Source organism: Sphingomonas pseudosanguinis, from assembly GCF_052056765.1.
In the GTDB taxonomy this organism is placed as follows: domain Bacteria; phylum Pseudomonadota; class Alphaproteobacteria; order Sphingomonadales; family Sphingomonadaceae; genus Sphingomonas; species Sphingomonas pseudosanguinis.
In genome coordinates, this window is record NZ_CP189888.1 from 3,037,618 (window position 1) to 3,051,241 (window position 13,624).

The 13,624-nt window shown below is 66.1% G+C and carries 5 protein-coding genes; 4 read left to right on the forward strand and 1 reads right to left on the reverse strand.

Going from position 1 to position 13,624, the window contains the following annotated elements; all coding sequences use genetic code 11:
- Positions 1–50: 50 nt before the first annotated feature.
- From ACQHGV_RS13885 to ACQHGV_RS13900, 4 genes are read left to right on the forward strand one after another with little or no spacing between them, the layout of a single operon-like run.
- Positions 51–2,891 (forward strand): hypothetical protein, encoded by a 2,841-nt coding sequence (locus tag ACQHGV_RS13885; protein ID WP_440978641.1) that lies wholly within the window; start codon positions 51–53, stop codon positions 2,889–2,891.
- Positions 2,888–3,964 (forward strand): hypothetical protein, encoded by a 1,077-nt coding sequence (locus tag ACQHGV_RS13890; RefSeq protein ID WP_440978642.1) that lies wholly within the window; start codon positions 2,888–2,890, stop codon positions 3,962–3,964. Before ACQHGV_RS13885 ends, ACQHGV_RS13890 begins: the two co-directional genes overlap by 4 nt.
- A 13-nt stretch (positions 3,965–3,977) precedes the next feature.
- Positions 3,978–9,521 carry a DEAD/DEAH box helicase gene (locus ACQHGV_RS13895; RefSeq protein WP_440978643.1) on the forward strand — a complete coding sequence of 1,848 codons (5,544 nt, stop codon included), beginning with the start codon at positions 3,978–3,980 and terminating at the stop codon, positions 9,519–9,521.
- A gap of 37 nt (positions 9,522–9,558) precedes the next feature.
- Positions 9,559–11,550, forward strand: coding sequence for an RNA helicase (locus tag ACQHGV_RS13900; protein ID WP_440978644.1), 1,992 nt, complete (start codon positions 9,559–9,561; stop codon positions 11,548–11,550).
- Here the strand turns inward: ACQHGV_RS13900 and ACQHGV_RS13905 are convergent.
- Positions 11,547–13,571 (reverse strand): Druantia anti-phage system protein DruA, encoded by a 2,025-nt coding sequence (locus ACQHGV_RS13905; RefSeq protein ID WP_440978645.1) that lies wholly within the window; start codon positions 13,569–13,571, stop codon positions 11,547–11,549. The two genes, ACQHGV_RS13900 and ACQHGV_RS13905, sit on opposite strands and share 4 nt — an antisense overlap.
- Between the last annotated feature and the right edge of the window lie 53 nt (positions 13,572–13,624).

Sequence of the window (13,624 nt, forward strand, 5' to 3'; positions counted from 1 at the left end):
GCGCAAGTGAGGGGACGACGATCCCAATCCGAGGCTGGATGCTTGTAACGATGAGCGCCGACCTCACCTTGACTCAGAAAAGGCTGGAAGGTCACTTCGCTGCGCTGGCCGCGGAGCGTACTGAGCGTGAGCTACCGGTATTCGCCTTCGAGCACGGTCTCGGTGCCGACGAAATATCCGAGATGTCCTCCTCGCTTAAGGCAGCGCTGAGGACGAACTACGACCTGGCAAAGCACTGGCTCGTCTGGGTGGTCTACGCCACCGAGCAGGGCTACGATTACGACGGCGACGAGTATTGGCATACCTTCGAGCGCCGGATGCCTTTATGGGACCGCGGCTCGCGTCCTGCGCTGCGCCGTTGGTTCGGCAAGTTCCACAGGACGTATGGCGGCCTGGTCCCGGTCGGACGCTGGGCCAACTTCTTCTCGATCATCGCGTGGCCGATCACGCACGCGCTGCTGCCGAAGGATCTCCAGGGACAACTTGCCCGGGCGCTGTATGGCCTACGGTACCAAATCGTATCTAGGCTCGATCAGTCGCCAGCCGAAGTAGGTCGCTATCTGGCGAGGATGGCGCGCGGCGGGAGTTCGCGTTTCGATAACTTTTTGGAGCAGGAGGAACTAGTCGGCCGGATCGTGCTCGGGCTGCTCGATCACCGGACCGCCAACGGGGACGGCGCGATACTCCCTCAGGCCCTCGCGCGAATCGTTAGCGACCTCGAGAAGGCGCGGAACGCGCGGCAATGGCTGCATGATACCAGGAAGGCCGTGGAAAGCGCGCGTATTCGCGGCGTCGTTCGGAACGCCCCGGGGCACATAACGAGCGTCCTGACCGCGGGCGGCGGGCAGGCGGGGCATCGCCCGTCGATCCGCCCGTCCCTTTCCCTACGCCGAACCGGCGTCGAGGAATGGGCCCTGATCGTCGAGTTGCCCGGCCTCCAACAGGTCGCCGACCTGTCCCCCGAACTCGGCGACTTCCTGAGCCGGACCCGATGTTCGGTCGCGGGAGCGAGCGGCCTCCGTCCCCCCGGCTGGCTGCTCGAAGGTACCCAGAGGAGGGCTTTGGACGCCTGGCCGCCGACTGACGAGCCCGTGCTGCGGTTCCAGGACCCGAATCCGAGGATGGATCATCTTCTAGCCAGCGAGGGGCACATCTCGCAGGGTCCGCACTGGCTTTTCCGGGTGGGCTCCGACGGCGAGGCCACTGAGGTAATCAGTCGGATGGTCCGGCCCCGCATGAGCTACGTGCTCGTCTCCCAGTCGGATCTCCTTCACCTCTCTTTCGCGGCTCCGATCTCGCTGAGATGCCGTGGTGCCCAGGCGATCCGCTTCGAGGTTCCGAAGACACTGTCGGCGGAGCAGGTTGGCGAACTCAAGGCGGCCGGCCTTTCCGTCGCGCAGACGATTCGCATCTGGCCGGTTGGGCTGGCAGCTCGCGGCTGGGACGGCGAAGGAGCGACGGAGTGGCTCGAGGGCGAGAGCCCGTGCTTCGGGATCGAGCACGACCACCCCATCGCGGAGTATCAGGTCAGGCTTGGCGCTGGACAGGCGGTAACGATCGCCGCGAAGGCGGCCGGCGTCCCGACGTTTGTCCGGCTTCAGCCCCTGCCGGCTGGGAACCATGTGCTTTCCGTGCGCGTGATCGGGCACGCGGCGCCGGACACGTCCTCGCAGCCTGTCGAGGGCTGGATCTCGCTCTCGGTCAGGCCGCCCAATCCCTGGGTCAGCGGGACTATCGGACATTCAGGTCTCATCGCGAGTTCGGAACCGCCCGAGCCGACGCTCGATGAGTTCTGGGAGGGGCTCACCCAGTTGGACATCTTCGGTCCGGCGGGGCGGCAGGTAACCGTCTGCGTCGAGCTTCTCGATGGCACCGGAGCGCGGATTGTCCTCGAGCAGATCGGAGTCCTGACGCTGCCGTTGGGTCTGGACACTTGGCGCTCTGCTTTCGCGGCCTTCGAGCGGCGGGAGAAGGACCCGTGGGGCTACCTTGCGGCGAGGTCCGGCCGGATCCTAGTCGATGGTGACGAGCTTGGGACCATCCGGATCCCCCTTCGACGGGACGCTTCGCCCGTTCGCTGGGTGTGGCGCGTGACGAACAAGTCCACGAAACTCAGGCTGGTGGACGATCATGACGGCGAGGCACCACTTCTCGCCTCGTTCCGCTCGTTCTCGAAGCCGTTGGAGGAGCGGAGTCTCACGCCAGCCGACGCAGAGGCGGGTATCGAGTTGGAGACGCCGGGCGGCCTCTTCGTTGCGCGCTATGGCGATCAGTTGGTGCCGCTCGTCGTCGGCGTGAGGAAAGTGGACGGCGGCTTCGGTGGGCTCCTCGTCGAGCCGGACCTGAGCACCGCGCGGCGGACGCGCGAGGATGCGTTCACGATCGTCAAGACGATCGTCGATTGGTCCGATGCCCGCGTCGCCGGGGCGTTCGCGAGTGAGCGTCGCGCGCGCGTACTCGAGCGCCTTAAGGAGTGCCTTTACTTCATAATGTGCGGCGCGGATTGGGCACACGCGGAGCGGGCGCTACGCGAAGGTCGTTCGCGTGACAAGGCAGAAGCCGCAATGATCGATTGCTTTGATCAGAAGCGGCCGTTTGCGATCGTCCTCGTCCGCGACGCGGTGAAGTTCGCTCGGTTGCCTGATCACGTCAGACAGCGGGAGTTCACATCGCTCGCGCAACGTTATTCGATCGCGCGCGGCGTCGCTGCGCAACCCGCACTGGACCTGTCCGATGTGCTCGACCGCGGGCTGCGCCCCGACGACGCCGGGCTGCGGACCATGATTGACCACCTCTGGGACCACCCTGCTTTCACGGCCGGTGCCCGCATCGTGCAGTTGCTTGGCCGGACTTACGCCGCGCCTACATCCGACGCCGGGGTTGCGGCGTGATCGAGGTCGTTGATCAGGGTGCCGTGGCCGGCACGGCCTACGCATCGCTGGGCGTCGAGGTTGCTGACGATGGCGTGCTCGCTGCCTCCTACCTGCATGCCGCCATCCGCAGGCTCGCCGGATTCCTATGCCCGTGCTCACCACGGACACTCGTGCGCCGGATGGTCGAGAGCCACCACGGACTGGTCGAGGATGTCCCGGCCTTCATCGAACTCCTCGAGGCGTCAATCGAGACACTAGTGGCTATCGGCGACCTCCTCGAACTGGTCGACGTAGCGCTCGAGGGAGATCAGGTGCGCGGCACTTGGCTGGTCGCGGCGCCGCCCGCCTACGTCGTCCGACCGAGCGGGACAGCCTTCATACTGGGACTCTCCGCCGACGAGCAGACGCCGCTGCCGACGGAGATGCGGTTGCGTGTCGAGAATCGGCGCGGCATCCGGTCCATAGCTTCTCTGCCGGGCGAGGACCTGGCGACGGTGCTGCACGACCTGGGGCTGCGGAGCCTGTCGGAGAGGGCTTGGCTGAAATGCCCGAAGGTTGTTGGAGCCCACGACCTCATCGCGCTTCACGATGCCAAGCTGGCCGGGCTGCAGCCATCGGGCGACATACCGGACATCGTAGTGCTCGACGGATCGCGGAAGACCCGCAGCTATAAGGGACGATGGACATCGTCGGGGTCGTTGACGGGCAACTACGTCGTCCGCAGGCCGCAGACGTTCGGATCCGACCTATGGGGCTACGCCCAACTCGTCGATGGTCAGCCGCGCAAGCTACTGGACCTGCCGTTGCATGGTGACAGGTGGCGCGGTTGCGACGCCGCGTGGCGGATTCAGATGGCGATCGATGCGGTTGCGGGCCGTCCGCAGGAATACCGGTTGCGCGAATCCGGAGGGGACGCGATCCTGGACTTCTTCTCCCCGATTCCGATGTGGGCCAGAAAGCGGCTGGCGGTGATCGGGAGCGAGATCGATCCATCAGGATGCCTCCTCTCGTTCCTCGTGCCAGAGGCGGAGGTCGCGACCGAAAAGAAGTTTCTAAGTGATATGCTGTTCCTTGCTAGGACGGCCGGATGAGGGGTGCCTGAGGATGTCGACCACGATCCAGGAGACGATCGACCGTCTCCATTCCTCCCTGAAGGAATATATCGAGGCGACATACCACATCGGTGCGTCCTCGCTGATCAACCAGCGTAGGACGCTGTTGGACCGGACGGGCGTCACCCACCAGGAGCCGTTCCTCGAGACCACGCCGCGCTACCAGGTCGGCGCGAGGTTCAGCGAGGTCGAGGGTTTGCCGCACGCCGCCCGCACGATCTTCGAGAAGCTGTCGAGTGTCCGCGAGGATCGGCCGCGCCTGCTGTTCGACCCTCCCTACCGGCATCAGGGCGATGCGGTCCGGCACGCGCTGATCGACGGACGCAACCTCGTCATCATGACCGGCACGGGTTCGGGTAAGACCGAATCCTTCCTGCTCCCCATCCTGGGGAAGTTCGCCCGCGAGGCGGCGGAGCGGCCTAAGTCCTTCGCGCAGCCGGCGATGCGCGCGCTGCTCCTCTATCCCATGAACGCCCTCGTGAACGACCAGTTGGGCCGGCTGCGCGCCATCTTCGGCGATGCTGACCTCGTCGATCACTTCACCACTTGGGCGGGGCGCCCACCTCGGTTCGCACGCTACACCAGCCGAACGCCGTATGCGGGTGTCCGCTCGGGGAAGAAGGATGGCCGCAAGCTCGCATCCTTCGAGGAGTTCTACGTCGAGATCGAACGGCAGGCCGCCGGCCCCGTTTCCGAGGATCAGGAACGCGCGGCGCGGCTTCGCTCGCAATTGCAGGAGCGCGGGAAGTGGCCTGCCAAGCCCGATCTCCACAAGTGGTTCGGGGCGAAGGGCTCGCGCTGGTACGACCCGAAGCAGACTGAATTCCTTCGCGCGACGACGCTCCCGGAGGACTCCGAACTCATCACCCGCCACGAGGTCCAGGCGTCGTGCCCGGACCTGATGGTGACCAACTATTCGATGCTCGAATACATGATGATGCGGCCGATCGAGCGGACGATCTTCGACAGCACGCGGACATGGCTGGCAGCCAACCCCGTCGAGAAGTTCACGGTCGTCCTCGACGAGGCCCACCTTTACCGCGGAGCTGCGGGCGCCGAGGTCGGGCTCCTTCTCCGACGACTCCGTGATCGCCTCGACATTCCTGCCGAGCGCTTCCAGGTTATCTGCGCGACCGCAAGCTTCGACAGCAAGGAATACGCCACCGAGTTCGGTGCCCAATTGTCCGGCGTGCCGCCTGAGACGTTCGTGGCCGTCACGGGCGACTTGGACTTCCGACCGAATGCGGCGGTCGGCAGCAAGGCCGACGCTGAGATCCTCGCGGCTCTCGACCTCGCCCTGTTCTATTCGCCGGATGAGGCGGACCGCGCGGCCGCGATCGCCCCGTTCCTCGGCCATCGTGGCGTGACGCCTTCTGCAGGAATCGAGCGCGACCTGTTCGAGGCGTTGAAGGAATTCGCGCCGCTCGGTCGGCTGGTCAACACCACCATGGGGGCCGCCCAGCCGGTCGCCGAACTCGGCGCGGAGCTTTTCTCCGATTCACCAGAGATCGCTGACGCGGCCGTAACCGCCCTACTCGCGATCGGCAGCGTGGCGCGCGAGCAGCCCGATGCGTCGGGACCGCTGCCATGCCGCGTCCACAACTTCTACCGCGGGCTTCCAGGTCTGTGGGTGTGCATGGACCCCGACTGCACGGAACTCGGCGAGGACGAGCGCACCGGCATCAGCGGCAAGATGTACAGCCAGCCCCACGACGTCTGCGGATGCGGCTCGCGCGTATTGGAGTTCTTCACCTGCCGGAGTTGTGGTTCGGGATACGCGAGGGCGTATTCCGACGACGTCGACTCGCCGGACGCCCTCTGGTCCGAGCCCGGGCGCAGGCTGCGCATGACTGGCGGCGAGACGGCCCCGCTCCTCGACCTCGATCTGCTGCTTGAGAGGCCGAGGCGATCCGATGTCGCTGAGATCGCCGAATACGATCTCGACACGGGCCGTCTTTCGGCCGGTCAGCGGACGCGCACCGTTTACATCAGGAAGGATCGTCAGACGCCAGCGGTCGGAGACGACGGCGAGGTCGACACGAATTCGGAGCGGCGCGGTCAGTTCGTACCTTGCGGCGTGTGCGGGCAGACCGCGCGGGGCCGCACGACGGTCCAGAACCACCAGACCAAGGGCGATCAGCCCTTCCAGGCGATCGTCTCCCGCCAGTTGGCCGTGCAGCCACCAGGAAAGCAGGCCGCGAGCCGGTTCGCGCCGCTACGCGGACGCAAGGTTCTCGTCTTCTCCGACTCGCGGCAGGTTGCGGCGCGGCTCGCGCCAAACCTGCAGATGTATTCCGTCCGCGACGCGCTGCGCTCGCTGATCATCTGGGGATACGACCTGCTGGGGAAGCCGACGATGGTCCAGCAGATGCTCAGCCTCGAGGAACTCTACCTCGCGGTGATGCTGGCCTCGCAAGCGCTCGGCGTTCGCCTACGGCCCGAGCGGAAGTCCGGCGAGAACTTCTCCGCCGCGGAGGAGATGGTCGCGAAGGGCATCGCGGAGAACGCGAGGACCGATGAGACGCGGCTGACGATGCTTTGGATGGAGGTGCGCGGAGAGACGCCGCCGGCGGCGCTGCTCGACGACATCGTGAAGACCGTCCAGGATAAGTATTTGGGCCTAGAGGCCCTCGCGCTCGCATCGATCCGTGAGCGTGCCAACAAGACCAAGGACCTGCACGCCCTCCCGCCGATCCCGGGGATCGCGGAGACCGACGAGGACAAGGTCGCGCTGGCGAGGGCGTGGCTCCGCTGCTGGCGCTCGGCCGGCTTCTGGCTGAACACGATGCCGACGGCGTGGTATAAGCGCCCCGCGGGCAAGGGGACGACCGTGAACTCCCGCAAGGGCACGTTCAAGGCGATGGACACGGTCCTGAAGGACCATGGGGCCCGAAAGGCGTTCAAGGCCTGGACGCCGATTTTGCTCAACATATTCACGACCGACATGGATGGGGGCTTCCGTCGTCTCGCCGGCCAGAACCTCTCCCTCGAACTTGATGGCGAGTGGAGGCGTTGCACAGATTGCAAGTCGGTCCACCGTCCCGTGCGGACCATCCCGCACTGCCTAGACTGCGGCAGCGACCAGGTCGCTGCCCTCGACCCTGTCGAGGACAGCGTCTTCTCCGCGCGCAAGGGCTACTACCGCTCGCCCGTTCTAGGTGCGATGGCAGATCCGCCCGAAATCCCGATGGCGCTGATCGCGGCCGAGCACACCGCCCAGTTGAACGCGCCTCAGAGCGACGACGTGTTCTCGATGGCAGAGGTGAACGAACTGCTGTTCCAGGACGTGGACCTCGACTGGGGGGCCACGGCTGGGCAGTCGACGGCCATCGACGTGCTGTCGAGCACCACGACGATGGAGGTGGGGATCGACATTGGCGCGCTGTCCGGCGTCGCCCTCCGCAACATGCCGCCTGGTCGGGCGAACTATCAACAGCGTGCGGGTCGCGCCGGGCGCCGCGGCAACGCGGTCGCGACGGTGGTAGCGTTCGGCAGTGCGGACAGCCACGACGAGCATTACTTCAGCGAGCCGAAGGAGATGATCTCGGGGAAGGTCATCGACCCGAGGCTGACGCTCGACAACCCCGACATCGTGAAGCGGCACATCCGCGCATACCTGCTACAGTCGTATCACCAGATCCGCCTACCGGTGTTCGACCCCACGGCTAACCCGGACCTGTTCTCGGTCCTCGGATCTGTGGAGGGCTTCAAGACGGCCGAGGAGCCGCTTAACGCGGGCGACTTCAAGCAATGGCTCCTCGACAACGAGGCCGACCTCAAGTCGCGGGTGTCCGGCTGGATTCCCGACGAGGTGTTGGGTGATGTCCGGCAGGCGCTGCTCGACGGGATGGTCGAGGACTGCATCACCGCGGTGGAGGCCGCGATCGCCAGCGACTCCGTTGGCGGCGCGAAGGTTGAGAAGGAGGAGGAAGACGGCGCCAATGAAGGTGGGGACGAGGTCCAGGAGGAGGTTGGAGAGGAGGCGCCGCCCCAGAAGGCGGTGACCGGCACACTGCTCGACCGCCTGCTCTACAAGGGCGTCCTGCCACGCTACGCCTTCCCAACGGATGTCGCGACCTTCAGCGTCTTCGATCTGGAGCGCTCTACCCAGTATAAGCCGGTCATGCGCTTCGCGCCGTCGCAGGGGCTTCCGGTTGCGCTGTCGCAATACGCCCCCGGCAAGCAGGTATGGATATCAGGCAAGTGCTACACGTCGGGCGCCATCTACTCGCCGATGTCGGAGGACCGGTTCGATGCCTGGCAGAACCGCCGGCTCTACCGGGAGTGCAGCGAGTGCGGATTCGCCGAGACGGTGAAGATAGACGAGGGCTTGGAGCGTGACTCAGTCACGGATTGCCGCGCCTGCGGTTCGAAGGAGACGTTCGGGCCGACGCGGTATTGGCTGAGGCCGCCGGGCTTCGCGCACCGCGTGGACCAGGAGGAGGTGACCTCGCCGGACGACATGCCGGAAACCAGCTACGCGACCCGGGCAAAGCTCGTGATGCCGACGCCCGCCGACGATGAAAAATGGACGTTCGCAAACGACCGCATCCGCGTGATGCCGAACCGCGAGCATCTCCTGGTGTCGAATACGGGACCCAAGCACGAGGGATACAACTACTGCACGATGTGCGGTCGCATCGAATCCTCGGCGGAGGGCACGGCCTCGATGTTCGCGCCGCATCCCAAGCCCTATCCGGACAAGGAGCCGACCTGTCCCGGGACGCGCACGTCCAGGCACATCGTCCTCGGCACGGACTTCATCACGGACATTGCGCTCTTCTCGCTACGCGTCGAGGCGCCCCTGAAGCTGAAGCCGGGATACTACCCGACGGACGTCGCATTGCGGACGGTGAGCGAGGCGATGGCGAAGGCCGCCTGCGGCATCCTGGAGGTGGAGCCGGGCGAGATGATGGCCGAGTATCGACCGGCGCTAACGCCGGCAGGCAAGGCGGGTCTCGAGGCCGAGATCTTCCTCTACGACACGCTGCCCGGCGGCGCTGGCTTCGCACGGCAACTTGCCGGTCGTGGGCTCGAACTGTTTCAGCGCGCGCTCAAGGTCATGAAGACCTGCGAGGAGGACTGCGACTCCTCCTGCTACCGCTGCCTTCGCAGCTTCAAGAACAAGTTCGAGCACGGGCAACTCGACCGGCACGTCGGTGCGGAACTCGTCGAGTTCCTGCTCACCGACAACATGCAGCCGTTCAGCCCGCAACGCGTGGCGGCGTCGACGCGCGTCCTGCTGCTCGACCTTGAACGGAACACGGGAAACGGCATGACATACGAGAGCGACGCGACGGTGGCTGTGCCCGGCATGGGCGACGTGGTTGTGCCGATCCTGGCGACCCGAGGCGATGGCGCAAAGAGCGTGATCGCGATCGCCGGCCCGCTCACTGCAGACCACCCGGCGGATCCGGTCATCGCGGAACTGCGGGAGAAGTGGGACGATGGCGAAGTCATCCCCGTCAATGAACTCCTGGTCAGGGGCAACCTCCCCGCCGCGACGCGGATGGTCGAGGAAGAGGTGCTGCGTTGAGCGATGTGCTGACCGCGGCAATCTATGGGCTGCTCCGATGATCATCATCTCCGGTGTGACCGAGGGCGACGAATACGCGGCGGCCAAGCGTCTCGAGCGGCGGTTGCTTGACCTGTGGCCGGACCTCGCGCGCAGCAAGACGGACATCGTGCGGATCTTCGTCGGGCTTAAGATGCACGGGCAGAAGATCGAGGACCTCGATCTCGTCGTCGTCGGCACGTTCGCGGAGGCGCGCCAGTTTGACGTGGAGTGGAAGTTCTACCCCCGTGACGGGGAGCCGTTCACGCCCAAGTCGGCGAAGGTCCGCAACTTCGCTCTCGTGATCGAGGTGAAGTCGCACACTGCCACCGGCGTCCGTTTCGAGAACTCCGTCGCGTCGGTCCGCTACGTCCGCAATGGCCAGTCGTCCTGGGAGTGCGTGACCGAGAAGAACCGGGCGCAGATGTTCGAGTTCAAGAAGTGGCTCGACCGCTTCGGGCTGGACCACGTCCACGTGCAGAACCTCGTCCTGTTCACCGGCCTGAAGGAGCGTGACCTTCCGCCACGTCCCCATGTCTGCATCGCGAGCGACACCAGCTTCGAGCGCATCCTGAACGTGCTTGGACAGGTGACAAGCCCGAGGGAGCAAGGTCGACGCGTCACCCTCTCCTACGGCAGCGAGGAGGCCTTCGACCGATTGCTCGCACCGAATTCGCCCCTATTCATGACCCTGCAGCCGACCCCGTTGGACAGGCGCCGTATGGACCTGATCGCGAAGACCGCCCTGCCGGACGCGTGGCTCGACGACCTCGGCGAGCGCCAAATCCTGCTCAAGGGCCGGGGCGGTGTCGGGAAGACGGTGATACTTCTGCAGATGGCGTTTCGCGCGTTCGACCAGTCCGGCCAGCGCTCGCTCGTCCTGACGTTCAACAAGGCATTGGTCGCCGACATGCGGCGCACGATGTCGCTGCTGGGCGTCCCGCGCGGCGTCGAGGGCGGCGGCGTCGCGGTCGAGACCGTGCACGGGTTCATCGGCCGGCTCATGCTGAAACTCGGCATCATCGCCGACTATTCAGGATTCCTCGAGGACTACGACCGGCATAAGGCCTCTCTGCTGGACTATCTGCGCAGTGGCGCGGTCACGCCGGAGGACCTCGCGTCGATCATGCGGGCCGACGCGACCGATTTCGACTGGGATCTGGTGTTCGTCGACGAGGGGCAGGATTGGCCCGGTGACGAGATCGCGATCCTCAACGCGGTCTATGGCCTCCGGCGGCTCGTCGTCTCCGATGGGGTTGACCAGTATGTGCGGGAGTCGGTCGCCGACTGGACGTTCGATCTGGCGAAGGGCCAGTCGACGATGCGCAGGCTTAAAAAATGCCTCAGGATGAAGGCGAACGTCGCGTCGTTCGTGGCGGACGTTGCGGCGCGCCTTGGGCTGGACGACTGGGATCTTGTTCCGAACGCGGATGCCGTCGGCGGACGCGTGATCATCTTCGAGGGCGACCTGGCGGCCGAGCCGGCACGGGTGGCGGCCCTCGTAGCGGAGGCGCGCGAACTGGGCAATTTCCCGGTTGACCTACTCGCCTGCATGCCACCTCAATCGGTGATCCGCACCTCGAGCGGCATGGCAAGTGCCGCCTCCGAGGCCATCGTCCTCGCTGGAGGGAAGGTCTGGGACGGAACCGCTCGGGACGTGCGCGAGCACTACCCGACGGATCGGGAGGAACTGCGGTTCGTCCAGTATGATTCCTGTCGCGGCCTGGAGGGCTGGACGACCATCAACTACGATCTCGATCAGCTGTGGGACTACAAGGCGCGCCAGTGGCTGTCCGAGGACCACGCACATGACCCCCTGATGGAGAGCAGGGAGGAGGCGGCCGAGCGCCACGCGGCGCGTTGGATCATGATACCGCTGACGCGTGCGATAGACACGCTGGTGATCAGCGTGGGGAAGGCGCCCGGGCCGCTACGGGATGTCCTGCTGGATGTGGCTGGACGTCGGCCTGATTGCGTCGAGTGGATCGATCTGGACCGCTTGGGAACCTAGCCCTCCAGGTTGGCCAGGAGGTCCCCCCTGGGCTGGTCTAGCAGGGATCGGCTGACGCTCTCGGGACCCTGCGCCCTCATCGCGTCCAAGGTCTCCAGCCGTTGGCTCCGGCCGTCTAGCCACCGTCGCCGCCATGCCTGGGCGATGGCGGCCGCCGGCGAGGGCCGCGCCTCCTCTCCCGCCATGCCTAGGAGCGAGGCCCTAGCGTCCCCCCCGAGTTCGCACGCGTAGAACAGACGCGGCGTGGCGTGGTGCAGGACGCTGTCGCTCGCGATGCCCAGGGCGTCTAGGCCCTCGCGGATCTGTCGGAGCCGGGGGCTCGTCCCCTCGCCGAACCGATTGTTCACCCGCCGGGAGGTGTGCAGGTTCTGCGCCATCTGCCTGAGGGCGTGGGCGGTGTCCGCCCCAAGGTGCAGCGTCCCGAACCCGCCCGTCTTGCTTTGCCCGATGGAGTCCCAGCGGATGTCCACTTCGAGTCCCTTGTGCTCGGAAGCGCGCAGGGTCAGCCGGTTGTACTGGCTCGAGCCGACGCCGTAGAGGCTCGTCGTGGTCAGCACCCGCAGGTCCGCCGGCTTCGAGATGGCGCGCCCCGCCATCTGCGACGCGATGACGCTCACCTGTCCTCCGTAGCGCCGCGCGTAATGCTCGTGGACCTCACTGGAGGCCAGCAGCAGGGCGACCAGCTTTCCGCCGAGCAGTTCGTTGTAAGGTGCGACCGCGCCGCAGATGCTGACGTCGGCGACGCGGCTGGAAAGTCCGGCCTTGCGGAACTCTGTCAGGACGATGTCGATGGCGCGCTGACCCGTCTTCGCGGACAGCAGTTGATCGAGCGCGGCGGCTGGGTCGCCCTCGAGGTCAGCGGCCCGGAACACCTGCTTGGCGAACAGCAACTGCGCCAGCAGTTCGGCTCGCTTGCGGACGAACAGCAGGTCCTCGGAAGCCGTCCGCCAGTCCGTGCCGGCTCCCGCCACCTTGACCGCTCCGCGCATGGGCTTCACGCGGCCGCCGGCCTCCACGTTTGCCTGGTAGTGGGCGCGGAGTTCGAGGTCGCGAGCGAACGCGGCGCCCGCCGCCTTTTGCTCGAGCCTCAGCACGGTGCTGTCGACGGGCGCCTCGATCTCATCCGGCCGCGCTAGGTCGTCCCAGCGCACGGCGCCGATCGAGCTCTCTATCCTGTCGGTCATGGCGCGGGCGAGGCGATCGGGCCGCCAGCGCCCTTCGCGGAGGTTCGCCTCGGCGGCCTCCCGGAGCCAGCCGATCCAGTTGTCCCGGACGGACACCCTCATCACGGGGCTGGCGAGCATCGCGATGCCCATGACGGGACGGTTCGGCCGGGCCGCATTCCTCACAAGCACGAGAAGCTGGCGGCCCGGGATGGGGCGGTACTCATGGGCCCAAGTGTGGCGGAAGTAGCGCCAGATGTCGTTCAGCGGTAGGCCTGTGTCCGGGCAGCGCGTGCCCGAATGGCAAATCTCGACGACGGGGTCGACAAGCCCCGCCAGTGCCATGTCGCGATCCGCTTCGGGCAGCGCGGCGATCGCCGCAAGGTCATCGGCCAGGGCGGCGCCATCGTCGATGAGGTCAAGGATCGAGCTCCGGACGCCGGGGGCGCGCAGGGTCCGGCGCTCCATCCGGGCGATGAAGGCCCTTACCGAGGGTTCTGCAAGTTGCCGGCGCCGCGCGGCCTGAAGTGCAGTTCGGATGCGGCCCTTCACGTCCTCGACCGACTGCCCGCTGCCGGTCGCGATGCCAGGCGGCTTGAAGTGCAGGCCCTCGGACTCGAATGACACACGCCAGCCCTGCTCGAGCAGGTCTGCGACGAGGAGGCATATGGCGCGCAGTTTCGCGCTGTCGCCGTCGTCGATGTAGCTGCGCGCCAGCCGTCGCAGGCTTTCCGCGAACCCCGCGGGCGTCGGCCCGGCGAAGTTCAGCAACCCGTGGAGTTGGTCTCGCTCTTCGGGCGCTAGGAAGGGGGCGAACTTCCGGAGGTCGGAAGGATCGCTGTCATTTTTCGCCATCATTCCTCCCTTCATTTGTCGCTCCCGGATGCAGCAATGCCAATTTCACTTCGATC

What these genes read in the sequence shown, in the direction of transcription:
- ACQHGV_RS13885 (WP_440978641.1), top strand. Translation starts at nt 51, where the DNA reads ATGAGCGCCGACCTCACCTTGACTCAGAAAAGGCTGGAAGGTCACTTC.
- ACQHGV_RS13895 (WP_440978643.1), top strand. Translation starts at nt 3,978, where the DNA reads ATGTCGACCACGATCCAGGAGACGATCGACCGTCTCCATTCCTCCCTG.
- ACQHGV_RS13900 (WP_440978644.1), top strand. Translation starts at nt 9,559, where the DNA reads ATGATCATCATCTCCGGTGTGACCGAGGGCGACGAATACGCGGCGGCC.
- ACQHGV_RS13905 (WP_440978645.1), bottom strand. Translation starts at nt 13,571, where the DNA reads ATGATGGCGAAAAATGACAGCGATCCTTCCGACCTCCGGAAGTTCGCC.